The organism is Streptococcus ratti FA-1 = DSM 20564, assembly GCF_000286075.1.
GTDB lineage: Bacteria > Bacillota > Bacilli > Lactobacillales > Streptococcaceae > Streptococcus > Streptococcus ratti.
This window is the reverse complement of sequence record NZ_AJTZ01000005.1, coordinates 1,016,761-1,036,840: the sequence shown is the minus strand read 5'-3', so window position 1 is coordinate 1,036,840 and position 20,080 is coordinate 1,016,761. Positions and strand designations below refer to the sequence as shown.

The window sequence follows — 20,080 nt, the reverse complement described above, 5'->3', positions numbered from 1 at the left end:
TCATTTTTGTTTTTAAATGTACCCAATTTCTGTTTTTGCAGAACTTGTACTCTTAATTAATTGTTTTATTGATTTGGTTTCTTTTACTTTTGCCCCGTTATCTTTAGATAGCGGGTTTTTGTTTTGTATCGTTTTTTAGTTTGCTTTTAGGACTAGGCAACGATAGAGTACGGCAAAGCGAACTAACGAAGTCATAAAAGATAAGCTAAAAGACTATAAAAGAAAAACTGAATGGCTATATAGCAAAGAAAAGACTCTCCCTGTTTTCCTGTTGACAGTCTATTTGAATTCATAATGAGAGGAGTTAAAATGGATAAAACATTCATGGCTTTAGCTATTGAAGAAGCTAAAAAGGGCTTTAAACAGACTTATACCAATCCCCTTGTTGGGGCTGTCATTGTAAAAGATAATCAAGTGATAGCATGCGGTGCTCATTTGAAATATGGAGACTATCATGCCGAAAGAAATGCTATAGAGACTTGTTCAACTCCTGAAGAGTTACAAGGAGCTACGCTTTATGTCACTCTAGAGCCTTGCCATCATACAGGAAAGCAGCCGCCCTGCACACAAGCGATTATTGAGGCTGGAATTAAGAGGGTGGTCATTGCTCAGCTAGATCCTAATCCTATGGTTTCAGGGAAAGGCAAGCAGTTTCTGGAGAGTCAGGGGGTATCGGTTGAAGTTGGTCTTTTAGGAGAAGAGGCACGAGCTCTCAATCCTTATTACAATCATTTTTATCAGGAGGAAAGACCTTATATTGTTTTAAAAAGTGCTATGAGTTTAGATGGGAAGATAGCTTTGAAGGGTGAACGAACCCAGCTAACTGGTTCTGTAGCAAATCAATTTATTCATGAGGAGCGTGACTGTTTTCAGGCGATTTTGGTTGGCAGTGAAACTGTTTTGGTGGACAATCCCAGCCTTTTAGGAAAAAACAGCAGCCTCTATCCTCCCATTCGTATTGTCTTAGATCGCAGAGGAAGAATCTTTGCTAAAAAGGATTTGCACATTTTTACTGATGATAAGGCGCCGGTCTATATTTTTAGTCAGCAGGAAGTAGCAGACTTGCCCAGTCATGTAACGGTTTTTACAGCCGAGCAGTGGACGGTCTCTGAAGTTGTCGCTAGATTAGTTCAAGAAGGTATCCAGTCTCTCTATGTTGAAGGCGGCAGCTGCATTCATGATGCTTTTTATGAGGCGGATTTGTGGGATGAGTGGCTGCTTTATCTGAGCCCGACTCTTCTTGGGGGAGATGCTTTGCCGGACATGAGCAGTTTGAGACCTTCGCGTTCAGTTAAGTATTTATCAGATTTGTCTTTGAGTCAGATTGGTCAGGATTGGCGGATTTCTGCCAAGAAAGGAAGGTGAGCATCATGTTTACAGGATTAATTCAGGAAAAGGGGAAGATTATTCGTCTTCATCACAGTAGCAAAGGCATTCAGTTGACCTGCCAAGTTTCGGCTACTTTACTGGCTCAGATTAAAATCGGTGACAGTATCGCTGTTGATGGTGCCTGCCTGACCTGCATTTCTAAAAAAGGTCGCCAGTTCACTGTCGATATCATGCCAGAAACCTTTAAACGGACGTGCTTATCGCAAAAACATGTCGGTGACACTGTCAATATTGAGCCAGCTATGTCTGCCAGCAGCCGCTTTGAAGGCCATATTGTCACGGGGCACATTGATATTCAGACGAGATTGTTAGCTAAGAAGAATCTAGAGAATGCTTTGATTTTGACTTTCCTCTATCCTAAGGGGCATGAAGGTGAAATTATTCCTCAAGGTTCAGTTGCCATCAACGGCGTCAGCTTGACGGTTGTTTCTTGTGATGAAAAAGGTTTCACTGTTTCTTTGATTCCGCACAGCCGTCAGGGAACCAATCTTGGTCATTTGAGGCTTGGAGATACTGTCAATATCGAAACAGATATCTTAGGAAAATATATCAAAGCTCAGTTGAATGGTGAAAGGAGAGCATATGTTTGAAAAAATAGAGAGAGCAGTTGAGCGTTTAAGAAGAGGAGGATTAATTATCCTAGTTGATGATGATGATCGCGAAGCTGAAGGAGACTTAGTCGGTCTGGCTGATTTAGTCACTGCAGAAAACATTAATTTTATGACCAAATATGCACGTGGCCTTATCTGTGCACCTATTTCCAAAGAAATTGCGGAAGGGCTGGATTTATCAGATATGCTGCAGGAAAATACGGATGACCTTGGAACAGCTTTTACAGTCAGTGTCGATCATAAGACGACTTCAACCGGCATTTCCGCTTTTGATCGGGCAGCTACCATTCATGCTCTAGTGCTTGATAATAGCAAAGCTCATGATTTTCATAGGCCTGGGCATATCTTTCCTTTGATAGGAAAAGCTGGCGGTGTTCTTGAAAGGCGCGGGCATACAGAAGGCTCACTTGATTTAGCTGCCTTAGCTGGTTCGACAGCGGCTGCCTATATTTGTGAAATTCTTAAAGATGACGGCCACATGGCTAGACGAGAAGATCTTGAAAAATTGGCTCAAGAATGGCAGATGCCTTTGATTTCTATAGAGGAATTGGCAACTTATTTACGTTTTCAAGAAGCAGTGAAGGTTTCCTTACCCACCCGCTATGGTCATTTTGACTTAACCCTTTTTGAGGATAGCCAAGGCAAGGAAAATCTGCTCTTGTCAAAAGGTGACCTGAGTCAAGAAGAAGCTCCGCTCTTTCGGATTCATTCGGAGTGTGCGACAGGAGATATTTTTTCATCAGTGCGCTGTGACTGCGGTGAACAATTGGAAACAGCCATGAAACTGATTGAAAAGGAAGGTAGTGGTGCTATTCTTTATCTTAGACAGGAAGGCCGCGGTATTGGTTTGAAAAATAAGCTGCGCGCTTATCAGTTACAAGATAAAGGATTTGACACCTATGATGCTAATATCGAACTAGGTTTTGCAGCAGACGAGCGTCATTATGATTTTGCCAAATCTGTTTTGGATTATTTAGGAGTAGAAAAGATTAGACTCTTAACCAATAATCCTGACAAGGTTCAACAGTTGGAGGCGGCAGATATCAGTGTAACGGAACGCCTGCCTCTTCAAATTCCTGCACGTCAGGAAAATATCACTTATCTCAAAACGAAAAAAGAAAAATTTCAACACGATATTCAATTATAAGAAAGGCTGAAAAGATGACTGTATTTGAAGGACAATTTAATGTAAACCAAGAGAAAAAAGTTGCTGTTATTGTTGCTCGATTTAATGAATTTATTACCTCGAAATTGCTGGCGGGAGCTAAGGACAATTTGCTGCGTCACGGTCTAGCAGAAGAAAATATTGATGTTTATTGGGTGCCGGGAGCTTTTGAAATTCCTTATTTAGCACAACAATTACTGGCACATAAAGATTATGATGGTATCTTGACCTTAGGCTGTGTCATTCGCGGGGGCACCAATCATTATGACTTGGTCTGCAATGAAGTGGCAAAAGGGGTTGGTCAACTCAATCTTGAAAGTAAGATTCCGCTTATCTTTGGTGTCCTGACGACAGAAGACATTGATCAGGCAATTGAGCGTTCAGGCACCAAGGCTGGTAACAAAGGTTATGAAACGGCTCAAAGTCTTTTAGAGATGATGTCTCTGACGGATCAGATTAAAGATGCCTAAAAAAGAATCGAAACTTTTTGAACCGCCCCCCAAAAGTTAGATTTTTCTGTCTAACTTTTTTTGGGGGGCAGTACATTTACGTTTCGATTCTTTTTGACTTTATCTTTCCATTCCCATGAGATAGTCTTCGTCATGCATAGCTTCAACAGTACCAAGCAGGTAACCATTTCCGACTTGCGAGAAGAAGTCATGGTTTGATGTTCCTGTTGAGATACCATTCATCACAATAGGATTGACATCATTAGCGGTATCTGGGAAAAGCGGATTCTGTCCCAGATTCATCAGAGCCTTGTTGGCATTGTAACGCAGGAATGTTTTCACTTCCTCGGTCCAGCCGACACCGTCGTAAAGGGTTTCTGTATAACCTTCTTCATTTTCATACAATTGATAGAGAAGATCATACATCCAGTCGCGGAATTTATCCTGCTCTTCCTCAGACAGCTCGTTAAAACCAATCTGGAATTTATAGCCGATATAGGTACCGTGAACCGATTCATCACGGATAATCAGCTTGATAATTTCAGCCACATTGGCCAGCTTATTGTTGCCCAGGTAGTAGAGGGGAGTAAAGAAACCTGAATAAAAAAGAAAGGTTTCAAGGAAAACGCTAGCAACTTTCTTTTCCAGAGGATTGCCCTTAAGATAAATTTCGTTGATGATTTCTGCTTTTCTTTGCAGGTATTCGTTGTTATTGGTCCATTCAAAAATCTCTTCAATTTCAGATTTGGTATTGAGAGTTGAAAAAATAGAGGAATAAGACTTGGCATGAACCGATTCCATGAATTGAATATTATTTAAAACGGCTTCTTCATGCGGTGTACGTACATCGGCACGAATAGCTTCAACCCCTGTTTCAGACTGCATGGTGTCAAGCAGTGTCAGACCGCCAAAAACCTTACCGACAAGGTCTTTTTCTTGGGCTGACAGCTTACGCCAGTCATCTAGGTCGTTGGAAAGCGGAATCCGCGTATCCAGCCAAAATTGTTCGGTCAACTTTTCCCAAGTTGATTTATCAATAACGTCTTCAATAGCATTCCAGTTTATTGCTTTGTAGTAGGTTGTCATGAATATCTCCTAATTGGGTGAGAATGTTGCTAGTTCGTCTTTTCTTTTTTTTGATACTTTTCTGAAGTGGTATAGAGATGCAAGCGAGCGCCTTTACGCTTCTTCTCAAGCGGCTATGCCATTTTTGATAGCGCTGCGAAAAGTATCGGAGTGGGGCTCATGCTGTTCGCCCTTTGACGCAGTTTTAAATTGCATCAGAAGAAAAGTAAACTTACGATACATAGAAAACGAAGTTGATATCACTTCATTTTCTAAGTTAGTGAGAAGCCTAGCTAATCCGGTACAGCGGTTGGCGTGTCAAACATAGGAGCTTTAGCTCTAAGTTTATTGAAAGTTACGACACGCAGTAGAAGGTGTCGATTATACACCTTCTACGAAGTTAGTAAGTGAACTAGCCAAACCGCCGATAGCGGTTGGCGTGCCAAACATAGGAGCTTTAGCTCCAAGTTTGACTGTTCAGTTAAATCACACAGCTTTCACATTGGTTTGAGCCGATTTCATCGCCATCATCGGTGAAGGTGCGGATATAATAAATAGACTTGATTCCCTTGTTAAAGGCGTAATTACGAAGGATAGACAGATCGCGTGTTGTTTGTTTGCTTTCTGTTTTCCATTCATAGAGACCCTGAGGAATATCGCTGCGCATAAAAAGTGTAAGTGACAGGCCTTGATCCACATGTTCAGTCGCAGCGGCATAGACATCGATAACTTTTCTCATATCCATATCATAAGCGGATGTGTAGTAAGGAATGGTATCTGTTGACAAACCAGCTGCAGGGTAGTAAATCTTACCGATTTTCTTTTCTTGGCGTTCCTCAATGCGCTGTGTAATTGGATGAATAGAAGCAGAAACATCATTAATATAGGAAATAGATCCGTTTGGAGCAACTGCTAAGCGATTTTGATGGTAAAGTCCGTCCTTCATAACAGCTTGGCGCAATGCCTGCCAGTCAGCAGCCTGAGGAATGAAGTGATCTTTGAAGAGTTCTTTGACTTTGTCGGATTTTGGTACAAACTGACCAGTGACATACTTATCAAAGTAAGTGCCGTCAGCGTATTTTGATTTGTCAAAACCAACAAAGGTTTCCTGCCGCTCGCGGGCAATATTGTTTGACTCTACCAAAGTCCAGTAATTCATGAGCATGAAATAGATATTGGTAAACTCAATAGATTCTGGGCTGCCGTATTCGATATGGTGCTGGGCTAAGTAGGAGTGAAGTCCCATGGCACCAAGTCCGAAAGTGTGGGCTTGGCTATTTCCGTGTTTGATGGTTGGTACAGCTTCAATGCTTGATGAATCCGTGACAAAAGTAAGCGCACGGGTCATGGCCTTGATGGAACGGCCAAAGTCAGGAGAAGCCATCATATTGACAACATTTGTGGAACCAAGATTGCATGAAATGTCAGTTCCCATTTTAACAAATTCCTGAGCATCGTTGATTTGGCTTGGAGTTTGAACCTGAAGAATTTCTGAGCAGAGATTGGACATGATAATTTTGCCCTCAATCGGATTGGCACGGTTAGCAGTGTCTACATTGACAACATAAGGATAACCGGATTCCTGCTGAAGTTTAGAAATTTCAGTTTCTAAATCGCGGGCACGAATCTTAGTTTTGATAATATTAGGATTGGCCGCTAATTCGTCGTATTTTTCAGTGATATCGATGTAGCTGAAAGGAATACCGTATTCACGTTCAACAGAATAGGGACTAAAGAGATACATATCTTGGTTCTTGCGAGCCAGTTCATAAAACTTATCCGGAATGACAACACCGAGAGACAGAGTTTTAACACGGACTTTCTCATCGGCATTTTCTTTTTTAGTAGAAAGAAAGGCGATGATATCTGGGTGAAAGACATTGAGGTAAACAACTCCGGCACCTTGGCGTTGACCTAATTGGTTGGAATAAGAAAAGCTGTCTTCAAAAAGTTTCATGACAGGAACGACACCAGAGGCTGCTCCGGCAAAACCTTTGATTGGTGCCCCGGCTTCGCGCAGATTGCTGAGAGAAATACCGACACCGCCGCCAATACGGGACAATTGCAGAGCTGAATTGATAGAACGGCCGATAGAATTCATATCATCGGTGACCTGAATGAGGAAACAAGAAACCAACTCACCCCTGCGGCTGCGGCCAGCATTAAGAAAACTTGGCGTTGCTGGCTGGTAGCGCTGAGCAATCATTTCCATTGCCAGATCGTGTGCCAGCTTTTCGTTGCCATCCGCAAAGTAAAGAGCATTAAAGAGAACACGGTCTTCAATATTTTCAAGATACGCTTCACCATCATTTGTTTTGAGAGCATACTGCTGATAGAACTTATAGGCTGCCATAAATGATTTAAAGCGAAAATCAAAGTCATAAAGAGACTGAGAAAGTTCCTCAATAAATTCAGGTCTGTATTTGGCAATAAAAGCTGATTCAATATAGTCATTTTCAATCAGAAAACGAATCTTATCAGTAATGCTGTCAAAGGATTTGGTGTTCGGATGAACATTTTCGGCAAAAAAAGCGCTCAAGGCTTCCTTGTCTTTATGAAGCGGAATCTGTCCATTGATGGGGCGGTTAATTTCATTGTTAAGGCGAAAGTAAGAGACATCGCCGAGATTTTTAAGACTCATCTATAAATTCCTATTCCTTATATTTCTTAATTTCTTAGAAGAAGTTTGAGACAGACAGCCATAGTTGCTGCGCAATCACCCGCAAAACGGTGTGAGCTAGGAAGATTGCGTATAAAGTCCTAAACTCTTTCAATCTATGCAGCATCAACTGTTTGACGCAGCGGTTGAGAGCGGTTCTTCTCTGGATACCTCTTAATTTTCAGGTGTCCACCTTAAAGAGTCCACTGGACTGTTTAAGTGCTAGGTAAGTGATAGCTCCAACAGTCTGGGAAACTGTTGGAGGTTAGCCGATTCTATGAAGGCTGGTCCATGTCAATACCTAATAAACTGTGTGCAGGTGGGGCAACAAAATCGAAATTGCCATTTTAATAACGATTTACCAATTTTTGTCCCATTTCCTGTTTTAAGGAGATTTTTGCTCAGCAGTTGAAAGTTTTGTACTAATCCTTGCGGATGACTGCTGATTTGATGTTCAAAATATTAGATAAGGGCTTTTAATCTAGCAGGCTGAAAACCTGAGAAGACAGCGTCTCCTGCTTCAATAACAGGAGCAGCAGTAAAGCCTAAGCTTTTCACATAGTCGATTTTCTCTGGTTGTTCGTCAATATTAATTTCTTCAAAGTCAACATGGTTTTGTTCCAGAAATTTCTTAGTCATCTTGCATTGCATGCAGTTATTTTTTGAAAAAACAGTTATTTTAGCCATTTTTCCCTCCTAAAATTTTTTATTTTTTTACAAGTTGCCTTATTAGCATATCTAAATTTAAGAAAAAAAGCAAGAAAATTTGCTTGAAAAAACACAAAATATAGTAGGGTTATTTGAAAAAATCCACAAGATATAGTGTTTTTAGTCTCTCTGAGCTGCCGACACAATATATGTTACATTTTATTACATGAAATGCAAGTTTATGTTTGCTTAATGATTCAGAAAATTGTATAATCTTAATTAATTCACGCAAAAAGGAGACTTATTATGATTAATTATGCATCAAATTTTTCTCTTAATGAGAAAAACTACCATTACATTGATTTAGTAAAAGCTTCTAAAGATTATAATATAGAGCTTGAAAGCCTTCCTTACACTATCCGAATTCTAATTGAAAGTTTATTAAGGAAATACGATAATTTAGATGTGATAAAACATAACATAAAATCTCTTTTCCATTATGATCCCAATAATCCTCAGGGAGAAGTTCCCTTTAAACCCAGCCGTGTTATCCTGCAGGATTTTACGGGTGTTCCGGTTGTTGTGGATTTAGCTTCTATGCGCGATGCTGTTGTTAAAAATGGCGGCAGTCCTGATTTGATCAATCCTGAAATACCGGTGGACCTAGTTATTGATCACAGCGTTCAGGTTGACTCTTTCGGCAGTGAGGAAGCTTTTGATTATAATATTGATTTGGAATTTCAGCGTAATAATGAACGCTATGAGTTTCTAAAATGGGCTGAAAAATCTTTCGAAAATTATCGGGCAGTACCGCCGGCAACTGGAATCATTCATCAGGTTAATATTGAATTTCTCAGTGATGTTATTATTGAAAAAGATGGACTTTTGTATCCGGATTCTATGTTTGGCACTGACAGTCACACAACAATGATAAACGGCATTGGTGTTCTTGGCTGGGGTGTCGGCGGTATTGAAGCTGAGGCTGCTATGCTGGGAGAAGCCTCCTGTTTTCCTGTTCCGGAAGTTATTGGTGTGCGCTTTTATGGACAGCTCCCTAAAATAGCGACAGCAACAGATTTGGCGCTTAAAGTGACACAGGTTTTGCGTAAGGAAAATGTAGTTGGAAAATTTGTGGAATTTTTTGGTCCCGGATTGGCAGAGCTTTCCTTAGCAGACCGGGCAACAGTCGCTAATATGGCACCGGAATACGGAGCGACCTGCGGTTATTTTCCTATTGATGAGGAAACTTTAAATTACATGAGGCTGACCAATCGTTCAAAAGAACACATTGCTTTGACAAAAGCCTATGCAAAGCGCAACTGTCTTTGGCATGACACCAAAACACTGCCTGCTTATACGAAGATTATCGAAATTGACCTGTCAGCTGTTAAGCCTTCCATTGCAGGACCAAAACGCCCTCAGGATTTAATCGAATTAAGCCAGGCAAAAGAAGAATTTGAAGCCAGCCTTGTGCGGGAAGCAGGTGTCCGCGGCTTTGGTTTAGATAAAACTGAGTTAGATAAAACAGCAATTGCTCATTTTGAAGATGAAGATATTGAAATAAAAACCGGGCATGTTGCTATTGCTGCTATTACTTCCTGCACCAATACATCCAATCCTTATGTTCTTATGGCTGCCGGACTCTTGGCCAAAAAAGCTGTGGAACGCGGACTCAGTGTATCTAAGTCAGTTAAAACGTCTTTAGCACCAGGCTCTAAAGTTGTCACGGCTTATCTGAAAAAAAGCGGGCTTCAGCCATATCTGGATAAATTAGGCTTCCATCTAGTCGGATACGGCTGCACAACCTGCATTGGCAATTCAGGCAGCCTACCAGAAGCGGTTGCCCAAGCCGTTCAAGAAAATGACCTGCTTGTCAGCGCTGTTCTTTCAGGGAACAGAAATTTTGAAGGCCGGGTCAATCCCTTGGTTAAGGCTAACTTTTTAGCCAGTCCGCCTTTGGTTGTTGCTTATGCTTTGGCTGGCAGCACCGCAATTGATTTGACAACAGAACCATTGGCTTACGATAAAGATAATCAGGCGGTCTACTTAGAAGATCTGATGCCTGCCAAGGAAGAAGTCATGGCTTATGTTGATAAGTATGTCACTGCTGAACTTTTTGCTCAAGAGTATGCACAAGTCTTTTCTGACAGTCAAAAGTGGAATCAGATTCAAACTGAAAGTTCAGCTAATTATCAATGGAATCAGGAATCTACCTATATCCAAAATCCGCCGTATTTTGAGCATCTAAACAATTCAGCTGCTGCAGCAGATTTGACGGACTTGAAAGTGCTGGCTAAATTTGGCGATTCGGTCACTACCGATCATATCTCGCCTGCAGGAAATATTGCGCGCAACAGCCCAGCAGCTCGCTATCTGGAAGAAAAAGGTGTTGCTTATGCAGATTACAATTCTTACGGCAGCCGGCGCGGCAATCATGAGGTCATGATGAGAGGAACCTTTGCCAATATTCGTATCAAAAATGAACTGGCTGATGGTAAAATTGGCGGTTACACAAAATATAAAGATGCTGTCCTGCCAGTTTATGAGGCGGCCATGAATTACAAGAGGGAAGGCATTTCCACGATTGTTATTGCAGGAAAAGATTACGGTATGGGTTCCAGCCGCGACTGGGCGGCTAAGGGAGCCAGTCTTTTAGGTGTAAAAGTTGTTCTGGCAGAAAGTTTCGAGCGCATTCACCGTTCTAATTTGGTTATGATGGGGATTTTGCCTTTACAATTTCTCGAAGGACAGACCGCAGCCAGTCTCCAATTAACAGGATACGAGACTTACACGGTTGTCCTTCCCAAAAAACCTCAGGTACATGACATGGTAACAGTCAGGGCTGTTTCGGACCAAGGAGTAAAGGAATTTCAGGCACTCCTTCGTTTTGATGCAGACGCTGATCTTCAATACTATGAAAATGGAGGCATTCTTCCTATGGTTGTTCGTAAAAAGTTAAAGGGAGGTTAATCTATGACAGAAACAAACGGTTTAAAGGATACTGTTGCCTGTGAAAGCAGAATCAGTGCGATTGAGAATGGCAAACTTTCCTATGCAGGTTATGATATTGCTGAGCTGATGGGAAATCACGTTCAGTTTGAAGAAGTTATTTTCCTGCTTTGGAACCTTCGCCTGCCCAGCCAGACTGAACTCGCACAGTTTGAAAAAAGACTGCGCAGCAATTATGCAATCAGTGATGCCGTTGAACAATGTATTTTGATTCAATCGCGGCAGCATCTGCACCCCATGAGTGTTTTACGATCAACAGTCAGTTTACTGGGTGTCTACAATCCCAGTGCCGAAGAACAGACGCCTAAAGCCGTTTATGACCAAAGTATTCAGCTGATGGCTAAAATACCGACGATCATTGCAGCTTTTGCAAGGCTGCATCAAGGGCTGTCCCCGATTGCTCCCCGAAGCGATCTTGGTTTTGCTGAGAATTTTCTGTACATGCTAAGAGGCAGTATTCCCAATGAACTTGAAACCTTAGCCATGAACCGAGCTCTTATTTTGCATGCTGAACATGAGCTCAATGCCTCAACCTTTGCTGCTAGGGTCTGTGCTTCTACGATGTCTGATATCTATTCTTGTGTGACAGCTGCCATCGGAACTTTGAAGGGACCGCTTCATGGCGGTGCTAATGAACGGGTTTTTGATATGCTGCAGGAAATTCGTAATTGCGGTGATGTGGGGGCTTATCTGCAGAAAAAACTCAATTCTAAGGAAAAAATAATGGGATTTGGCCACCGTGTCTATCAAAAGCAAGACCCCCGCGAAAAATACCTGCGGGAAATGGCCAGAGAACTGACCCGAGGAACTCAGAATGATATCTGGTACCAGCTGTCCAATGAGATTGAGTTTTATATGAAAGAAGTCAAAAATCTCATTCCCAACGTTGATTTTTATTCCGCAACTGTTTATCATGTTTTAGGAATTGACAGTTCTATCTTTACTCTAATTTTTGCAATGAGCCGGGTGGCAGGATGGATTGCTCATATTCAGGAGCAGCAAAGAAATAACAAGCTGCTGCGTCCGCGTTCTCGCTATGCTGGCAAAAGGAATTTAAAATATATTCTTTTAGAAAGGAGATAAAATGGCAGAAAAAATAAGATTTGAAAATGGGACATTACAAGTTCCTGCTTACCCTATTATTCCTTATATTGAGGGAGATGGTGTGGGATGTGACATCTGGAAAAATGCTAAACTTGTTTTTGACAGAGCTGTTGACAAAGCCTATAAAGGAACAAGGCAAATTGAATGGCTGGAAGTTTTGGCCGGGAAGAAGGCTTTTGATCAAGAGGGTGTTTGGCTGCCGGATGCGACTTTAGAGACGATTAAGAGCCACCTGCTTGCTATAAAGGGACCTTTGGAAACACCGGTTGGCGGCGGTATTCGTTCATTAAATGTTACCCTCCGCCAGGAACTGGATCTCTTTGCCTGCGTCAGACCTGTCCGCTATTTCAAAGGCGTTCCCAGTCCGCTTAAAAATCCAGAAAAGACAGACATTACTATTTTTCGTGAAAATACGGAGGATATTTATGCAGGGATTGAATGGGAAGCAGGCACTGCAGAAGTTCAAAAGGTTATCAGCTTTTTACAAGACGAAATGCAGGTTCAAAAAATTCGTTTTCCTGAGAGCAGCAGTATTGGTATTAAGCCGATTTCTGTTGAAGGCAGCAAACGTCTGATTCGCGCAGCTATTGACTATGCACTGGATAAAGGGCTTAGCAGGGTTACTTTGGTGCATAAAGGCAATATTCAAAAATTTACAGAAGGTGGTTTTAGAAAGTGGGGCTATGAACTGGCTCAAGAGGAATATGCTGCTGAACTTGCCTCAGGCCGCTTAGTTGTTGATGATATTATTGCCGATAATTTCCTGCAGCAGATTCTTTTGAATCCTGAGCGTTTTGATGTGGTTGCCCTGACTAATCTTAATGGAGACTATGCCAGTGATGCCTTAGCAGCACAGGTTGGCGGCATTGGCATATCACCAGGAGCTAATATCAACTATCAATTCGGTCACGCTATCTTTGAGGCAACCCACGGAACGGCACCGGATATTGCCGGACAAGATAAGGCTAATCCTTGTTCCTTGCTTTTATCAGGCTGTATGCTTTTTGATTATATAGGCTGGAAAGAAGCGGCTGCTCTCATTGCAGCAGCTATTGAAAAAAGCTTTGCTGCTGGCTGCTTTACCGCAGATTTGGCGGGAAATGCTTCGTCTTATTCAACCAGCGCATTTGCCAAAGTGCTGGCTGAAAATTTATAAAAACTGAGGGTGGGAGAGAAATCAGGTGTTTGAGGCATTTGATTTCTCCCTGCTTTCTTATTTTAAGGTGTTCAACCTGAGGCTTGAAGCAGGCCGCTGAACGGTTTCATTTTCTCCTTTCTCAGTTGGTTAGGAAATACTAGCAAACTTGGCTATTTTGTTTGGCATCAATAAGCTAAAGAGGTATAATATTGGCATATTGATAAGAAAGGCGGTCGTTTATGCCCTATTCACTTCCGGATGTGATTTTTCTTTTCTTCATTTATTCTTTTATAGGCTGGCTTTGGGAGACGGTTTACTGTTCTATTAAGGACAAGCGGTTTGACTACCGTGGCTTTTTATTTGGACCTTACTGTCCGGTTTATGGTTTTGCAGTAACTACTGTTTTGATTTTTACAGAACCTTTTCAGAAACATCTGCTCGGTCTTTTTTTGAGTGGTATTGTCATTGCGACAGCCTTTGAATATTTTGCCGGCTGGTTTTTAGAGACTTTCTTTCACATGAAATTGTGGGATTACAGTCAGGAGTTTGGTAACCTGAAAGGAAGGGTTGCTCCCGCGATTTCTCTTTTTTGGGGATTTGGGATTTTAATTCTTGTTCGCTTGATTCAGCCGAGCGTCATGGCACTTGTGCTTAGAATTGATGATTGGTGGGCTGCCCCAATTGCTTTTCTGATGCTGTCTGATTTTATCTGGACAGCAGTGGATACTGTTCAGTTTCATGAAGCCGCTCTTGTCTTGGAAGAACATATTCGAAAAGAGCAGGAAAATATCAGAGAATCTGTCAAGCAGGAAATTGATGATTTAGCGGAACAAGCTGAGCTTTTCAGTCAGCGTTTGGCAGAATTTCATCTTCATCTGAATGACTTTCTGCACGCCAAGAATATCCGCCCCTTGCGTTTTAATCAGCGCCGTCTTTTAAAAAATTACAGCAAGTTCAAAGAAATTGATGCTCCGTTTGTTACTGAGCTTCGTAAGCAAGCTGCTTCATTTAAAGATAAAACAAGAAAGAAATAGTTTTTAAAACTGAAAAAGAAAGTCAGAATCAATTTTTAACTCTTAGTATATTGGAAGTAGCGGATGTTATGACATTTGTCATTATTTCATTTCTTTCTTGCTTTAGAGGCTCTCCGGCATTTTTCAAATAGGGAAGTATCAGGTGTTGGTAAGGTGCCGTGGCAGCAGCCATAATTCTTATAAAAAAGCGCTGTAAATTATTGAAAATGATTTGCATTATTCTTCCAATTTGTTACTTTAGTTCTTGAAAATCGCATTTCAATATGCTATAATCTAAAATTGTAAGGGTTATCATTAGGAAAATTCAAAAAAACACATATTAAAAGGAGAACCATACTATGGCTTCAAAAGATTTTCACATTGTTGCAGAAACAGGAATTCATGCGCGCCCAGCTACTTTGCTTGTACAAACAGCGAGTAAATTTGCTTCAGATATTACACTTGATTACAAAGGAAAAGCTGTAAACCTTAAATCAATCATGGGTGTTATGAGCCTTGGTGTTGGTCAAGGTGCAGACGTTACAATCACTGCTGAAGGTGCAGATGCTGATGATGCAATTGCAGCTATTGATGAAACAATGACTAAAGAAGGATTGGCATAAAGATATGACAGAAATGCTTAAAGGAATTGCAGCATCTGACGGTGTTGCCGTTGCTAAGGCATATCTGCTTGTCCAGCCGGATTTGTCCTTTGAGACAGTTTCTGTCGAAGATACAAAGGCCGAAGAAGCTCGTTTGGATGCAGCTCTAGAAGCTTCTCAAAACGAGCTTTCTCTTATCCGTGCAAAAGCAGTAGATACCCTTGGCGAAGAAGCTGCAGCTGTATTTGATGCTCATTTGATGGTTCTTGCAGATCCGGAAATGATTGGTCAAATCAAAGAAAACATCCGTGCAAAACAAGTCAATGCAGAAAGTGCTCTTAAAGAAGTAACAGACATGTTTGTGACTTTGTTTGAAAACATGGAAGATAACCCCTATATGCAGGAACGTGCAGCAGATATTCGTGATGTTGCTAAGCGTGTTTTAGCGCACCTTCTCGGTGCCGAACTTCCAAATCCAGCGACTATTAGTGAAGAATCAATTGTCATCGCGCATGATTTGACTCCGTCTGACACTGCTCAGCTGGATGCTAATTTTGTTAAAGCTTTTGTGACTAATATCGGTGGCCGCACCAGCCACTCAGCTATTATGGCAAGGACGCTTGAAATTGCTGCTGTGCTTGGTACAAATGACATCACTGAACGTGTTAAAAACGGAGATATTGTTGCTGTCAACGGTATCACTGGTCAGGTTATTATTAATCCGACTGATGAGCAAGTGGCAGAATTTAAAGCAGCCGGTGAAGCCTATGCTAAACAAAAGGCTGAATGGGCTCTCCTTAAAGATGCTGAAACAGTAACGGCTGATGGCAAACATTTTGAATTGGCTGCTAATATCGGTACACCTAAAGATGTTGAAGGAGTTAACAGCAATGGTGCTGAAGCCGTAGGGCTCTATCGGACAGAGTTCCTTTACATGGATTCTCAAGACTTTCCAACAGAAGATGAGCAATACGAAGCTTATAAAGCTGTTCTTGAAGGAATGAATGGTAAACCAGTTGTGGTTCGTACTATGGATATCGGCGGAGATAAGGAACTTCCTTATTTCGATTTGCCAAAAGAAATGAACCCATTCCTTGGTTTCCGTGCGCTGCGTATTTCAATTTCAGAAACGGGCAATCAAATGTTCCGCACACAGCTGCGCGCTCTTCTGCGTGCATCGGTACATGGACAACTGCGCATCATGTTCCCAATGGTAGCTCTCCTTACTGAATTCCGTAAAGCTAAAGGAATTCTGGAAGAAGAAAAAGCTAATCTCAAGGCAGAAGGTGTGGCTGTCTCTGATGATATTCAAGTAGGTATCATGATTGAGATTCCGGCAGCAGCTATGCTGGCTGACCAGTTTGCCAAAGAAGTTGATTTCTTCTCTATCGGTACAAACGACCTCATCCAATACACTATGGCTGCTGACCGTATGAATGAACAAGTTTCATATCTCTATCAGCCATATAATCCCTCTATCCTTCGCTTGGTTGACCGCGTTGTTAAAGCGGCACATGCTGAAGGTAAATGGGCTGGTATGTGCGGTGAAATGGCTGGTGACCAAACCGCTGTTCCATTGTTAGTTGGTATCGGACTGGACGAATTTTCAATGAGTGCCACTTCTGTTCTGCGCACCCGCAGTCTCATGAAAAAATTGGATACTGTTAAGATGCAGGAACTTGCCGAGCGTGCTCTTACAGAATGTGCTACCATGGAAGAAGTCCTTGAACTTGAAAAAGAATACATTGATTTTGATTAAGCACGAAAAAGATTGGAAAATGCCATTTCCAGTCTTTTTTTCTGCTCCAGTTTTCATTTTTTACTTTTAACTGAATCACTACCTTTTTAGGAGAATAAAAGAAAGTAAAATATTTTGTCTTAATTTTCTGAATCTTATCGTAACAAAAGATTGAAAAATATAAAAAAAATGATAAAATAAGGGTATTACAGTAAAAAGGAGATATACTTTGACAAAACAATATAAAAATTATGTCAATGGTGAGTGGAAACTTTCTCAAGATGAGATTAAAATTTACGCTCCTGCTTCAGGTGAAGAACTTGGTTCTGTTCCTGCTATGAGCACTGATGAAGTGGATTATGTCTATGCTTCGGCTAAGGCTGCCTTTCCGGCTTGGCGTGCGCTTTCTTATGTGGAGCGTGCTAACTATATCCGTAAAGCAGCTGACATTTTGCAAAGCAAAGCAGAAGCAATCGGTTCTGTCCTTTCCAAAGAAATTGCCAAAGGGCTTAAATCATCTGTCGGTGAGGTTACACGTACAGTAGAAATCATGGAATTTGCGGCTGCTGAAGGAGTTCGTACACAAGGTGAAGTCCTTGAAGGCGGAAGTTTTGAAGCTGCCAGCAAGAGAAAAATTGCCGTGGTTCGCCGTGAACCAGTAGGGCTTGTTTTAGCGATCTCACCTTTTAATTATCCAGTAAACCTTGCTGGCTCAAAAATTGCTCCGGCACTTATCACAGGAAATGTTGTTGCCTTTAAGCCACCGACGCAAGGTTCAATTTCAGGACTTCTTTTGGCAGAAGCCTTTGCAGAAGCTGGGCTTCCGGCTGGTGTCTTTAATACTATTACCGGACGGGGTTCTGTTATCGGTGATTATATTGTTGAGCATAAAGCTGTTGATTTTATCAACTTTACTGGTTCGACACCGGTTGGTGAAAATATCGGCCGTTTGGCTGGTATGCGTCCAATTATGCTTGAACTTGGCGGCAAAGATGCAGCCATCGTGCTTGAAGATGCGGATCTCGATCTGACAGCTAAAAATATCGTTGATGGTGCCTTTGGCTACTCAGGTCAGCGATGCACAGCTGTTAAGCGTGTGCTTGTGATGGACAGCGTAGCAGATAAATTGGCTGAGCTTATTGTTGAGCGGGTCTCTAATTTAACTGTTGGATTACCGGAAGATAATACTGATATCACGCCATTGATCGATACAAAAGCAGCTGATTATGTGGAAGGCCTTATTCTTGACGCCAAAGAAAGAGGAGCAACAGCTCTTACAGATATTAAGCGTGAGGGCAATACGATCTATCCGACAGTCTTTGACAATGTTACAACGGATATGCGCTTGGCTTGGGAAGAACCATTTGGTCCGGTGCTGCCGATTATCCGTGTCAATTCGGCTGAAGAAGCTGTTCACATTGCTAATCAATCTGAATTTGGCTTGCAAAGTGCTGTTTTCACCAATGATTATCCACTGGCATTCAAAATTGCAGAGCAGCTTGAAGTCGGTACCGTTCATATCAATAATAAAACACAGCGCGGTACAGATAACTTCCCATTCTTGGGTGCTAAAAAATCAGGTGTCAATACTCAGGGAGTTAAATACTCTATCGAAGCTATGACTAGAATTAAATCGGTTGTATTTGATATCAAATAGACATTTATGAAACTCGGTTTTTGCTGAGTTTCATTTAGTTTTCAAAAAAATGATAACGTTTACATAAAAATGTGATATAATGGTAGAAGATAATATTTTGAGGAGGAGTATAATGGTCACACGACAACATTTTTCAGAAGAGTCTATGCGCAAAAATAACCCCTATTTTTCAGCATTAAAGACAACTATCGAAACTGCTTTTTATGAAAATCACGTAGTTTCTCTAAAGGGGCTGGCGGAAGCTTACCGCTTAGCTGCTAAGGCTCCCAATACCATCGTTTTAGATTCGCCTGTTGCTCACGCTGAAGATTTAGGTCTTCCGCGGGATGCTAAAATCTTATTGGAAAATTCTGGCGGTATTGTCGGCCGGACTGCCAAAGCTCGTCGGATTTTTGGGCGCGACAGTGCAGAAGATGCTAAAATTTTGCAAATTGTGCGTGAAGCGATTTTCCAAGCCAGACACCGCACTTTTTATCGGGCAGATGCTATCGTAGGTCTTGATGAAGCTTTCATGCTCCGTGCTCATTTGATGGTTCCGCAGGATGATATCAATAATCTATATTCATGGCTGACAAACTTTCAAATGTTAAATGATACCTATCGTGCACGTTTGAAAAATTCCAAACGTTATGAAGAGACGGATATTTATATCTTCTCAGATCCGGAATGGAGCCACCCAGATTATCCGGATGGATTGGTCTATTTTGACACCAATCACAACTGTGCAGCTATTCTGGGTCTTCACTATTTTGGTGAATTGAAGAAAGCTACGCTGACTTTGGCTTGGGGTACTGCTAATCGAAACAAGTTTGTTGCCTGCCACGGGGGTCTAAAAATTTTTGAAAAAGAAGGCCTGAAACCGCATGTAGCCTCTTTCTTCGGCCTGTCTGGCTCTGGTAAATCAACATTGACGCATGCAAAGCATGATGGCAAATATAATATTAATGTGCTGCATGACGATGCTTTTGTCATTTCTGAAGAGGACGGCTCAACAATCGCTCTTGAACCTTCTTATTTCGATAAGACCAGTGATTATCCGGCAGGACACAGGGAACAAAAATATTTTGTAACCGTTCAAAATTGCGGTGCTGCTCTGGATAAGGAAGGTCATCTTCGTCTGGTAACAGAAGATGTCCGCAATGGCAATGGTCGGACAATCAAATCGCGTTTCTCAACACCAAACCGCGTTGACCGCATTGATGCTCCCATTCAATCAATCTTTTGGATTATGAAAGATGACTCTCTGCCACCGCTCATCAGAATTACTGACCCTGTCATGGCTTCAACGATGGGCTGTACTTTAATCACTACACGTTCAACCGCTGAAAATACTTCAGACAGTCTGGATACCTTGATTATCGAACCTTATGCCAACCCATTCCGTGTTTATCCGCTGGTGGAAGATTATCTGAAATTCCAGCATCTGTTTGAATCGGGCGTTAAGTGTTATATTATCAATACAGGTTCTTATTTAGGTCAAAAGATTCCTAAAGAAACTTCTTTAAACGTGATTGAACAGGTTGTGGATGGTACGGCAGAATTTAAACCATTCGGTGCTGTCAAAGGCTTTGAATATCTGGCTTCATCTGACTACAAAGTTCCTAATTTTGATCAGGCTTACGTTAAAATTATCCGTCAGCGCATGAAGGTTCGCCTGCAGTATCTGGAATCGTTTAACCAAAAGAATCCAAAGTCAGCCCTGCCTGCAGAAGCTATCTCTCATTTGCAGGAGGTCATTGATAATTTGAAATAAGCTCCTTTTATAGTGGAATGCACAGAAATAAGGAAGTGGGGAACAATTGGCAGCTGCCGGTTGTTCCTTTTAAGGTTCGG

At 41.6% G+C, this 20,080-nt stretch carries 15 protein-coding genes; 12 read left to right on the top strand and 3 right to left on the bottom strand.

Going from position 1 to position 20,080, the window contains the following annotated elements; all coding sequences use genetic code 11:
* Positions 1–309: 309 nt before the first annotated feature.
* The 4 genes from ribD to ribH are packed head-to-tail and all read left to right on the top strand — an operon-like array spanning position 310 to position 3,635.
* Positions 310–1,365: a bifunctional diaminohydroxyphosphoribosylaminopyrimidine deaminase/5-amino-6-(5-phosphoribosylamino)uracil reductase RibD gene (gene ribD / locus SRA_RS06860; RefSeq protein WP_003089123.1), complete on the top strand. Its 1,056-nt coding sequence runs from the start codon at positions 310–312 to the stop codon at positions 1,363–1,365.
* Between the two features lie 5 nt (positions 1,366–1,370).
* Positions 1,371–1,979: a riboflavin synthase gene (locus SRA_RS06855; RefSeq protein ID WP_003089121.1), complete on the top strand. Its 609-nt coding sequence runs from the start codon at positions 1,371–1,373 to the stop codon at positions 1,977–1,979.
* Complete coding sequence (locus SRA_RS06850; RefSeq protein WP_003089119.1) at positions 1,972–3,147, top strand: bifunctional 3,4-dihydroxy-2-butanone-4-phosphate synthase/GTP cyclohydrolase II; 1,176 nt, start codon at positions 1,972–1,974, stop codon at positions 3,145–3,147. Before SRA_RS06855 ends, SRA_RS06850 begins: the two co-directional genes overlap by 8 nt.
* A gap of 14 nt (positions 3,148–3,161) precedes the next feature.
* On the top strand, positions 3,162–3,635 hold the full coding sequence (ribH, locus tag SRA_RS06845; protein WP_003089118.1) for a 6,7-dimethyl-8-ribityllumazine synthase: 474 nt from the start codon (positions 3,162–3,164) through the stop codon (positions 3,633–3,635).
* A gap of 99 nt (positions 3,636–3,734) precedes the next feature.
* Here ribH and nrdF read toward each other — a convergent pair whose 3' ends face one another.
* The 3 genes from nrdF to SRA_RS06830 all read right to left on the bottom strand — a co-directional run bounded on the left by nrdF (position 3,735) and on the right by SRA_RS06830 (position 8,025).
* Positions 3,735–4,700 (bottom strand): class 1b ribonucleoside-diphosphate reductase subunit beta, encoded by a 966-nt coding sequence (nrdF, locus tag SRA_RS06840; protein ID WP_003089117.1) that lies wholly within the window; start codon positions 4,698–4,700, stop codon positions 3,735–3,737.
* A 460-nt stretch (positions 4,701–5,160) separates the two neighbouring features.
* Positions 5,161–7,320, bottom strand: a complete 2,160-nt coding sequence (nrdE, locus tag SRA_RS06835) for a class 1b ribonucleoside-diphosphate reductase subunit alpha (RefSeq protein ID WP_003089116.1) — start codon at positions 7,318–7,320, stop codon at positions 5,161–5,163.
* A gap of 480 nt (positions 7,321–7,800) precedes the next feature.
* Positions 7,801–8,025 carry a redoxin NrdH gene (locus SRA_RS06830; RefSeq protein WP_003089114.1) on the bottom strand — a complete coding sequence of 75 codons (225 nt, stop codon included), beginning with the start codon at positions 8,023–8,025 and terminating at the stop codon, positions 7,801–7,803.
* A gap of 267 nt (positions 8,026–8,292) precedes the next feature.
* Between SRA_RS06830 and acnA the strand changes: the two genes are divergently transcribed.
* The 8 genes from acnA (at position 8,293) to SRA_RS06785 (ending at position 20,000) form a co-directional block, all read left to right on the top strand.
* Entirely contained in the window at positions 8,293–10,956 is a 2,664-nt protein-coding gene (acnA, locus tag SRA_RS06825; protein ID WP_003089112.1) for an aconitate hydratase AcnA, read from the top strand.
* A gap of 3 nt (positions 10,957–10,959) precedes the next feature.
* On the top strand, positions 10,960–12,078 hold the full coding sequence (locus tag SRA_RS06820; protein WP_003089111.1) for a citrate synthase: 1,119 nt from the start codon (positions 10,960–10,962) through the stop codon (positions 12,076–12,078).
* 1 nt (position 12,079) lies between these two features.
* The gene (gene icd / locus SRA_RS06815; RefSeq protein ID WP_003089108.1) at positions 12,080–13,255 is read left to right on the top strand and encodes an NADP-dependent isocitrate dehydrogenase; all 1,176 of its coding nucleotides are present in this window, start codon (positions 12,080–12,082) and stop codon (positions 13,253–13,255) included.
* Positions 13,256–13,476: 221 nt separating this feature from the next.
* Complete coding sequence (locus tag SRA_RS06810) at positions 13,477–14,271, top strand: putative ABC transporter permease (RefSeq protein ID WP_003089106.1); 795 nt, start codon at positions 13,477–13,479, stop codon at positions 14,269–14,271.
* Between the two features lie 338 nt (positions 14,272–14,609).
* On the top strand, positions 14,610–14,873 hold the full coding sequence (locus SRA_RS06800) for a phosphocarrier protein HPr (protein WP_003089104.1): 264 nt from the start codon (positions 14,610–14,612) through the stop codon (positions 14,871–14,873).
* Between the two features lie 4 nt (positions 14,874–14,877).
* Entirely contained in the window at positions 14,878–16,611 is a 1,734-nt protein-coding gene (gene ptsP / locus SRA_RS06795) for a phosphoenolpyruvate--protein phosphotransferase (RefSeq protein ID WP_003089103.1), read from the top strand.
* Between the two features lie 208 nt (positions 16,612–16,819).
* On the top strand, positions 16,820–18,247 hold the full coding sequence (locus tag SRA_RS06790) for an NADP-dependent glyceraldehyde-3-phosphate dehydrogenase (protein ID WP_003089102.1): 1,428 nt from the start codon (positions 16,820–16,822) through the stop codon (positions 18,245–18,247).
* 112 nt (positions 18,248–18,359) lie between these two features.
* Positions 18,360–20,000, top strand: coding sequence for a phosphoenolpyruvate carboxykinase (ATP) (locus tag SRA_RS06785; protein ID WP_003089101.1), 1,641 nt, complete (start codon positions 18,360–18,362; stop codon positions 19,998–20,000).
* Positions 20,001–20,080: the final 80 nt, after the last annotated feature.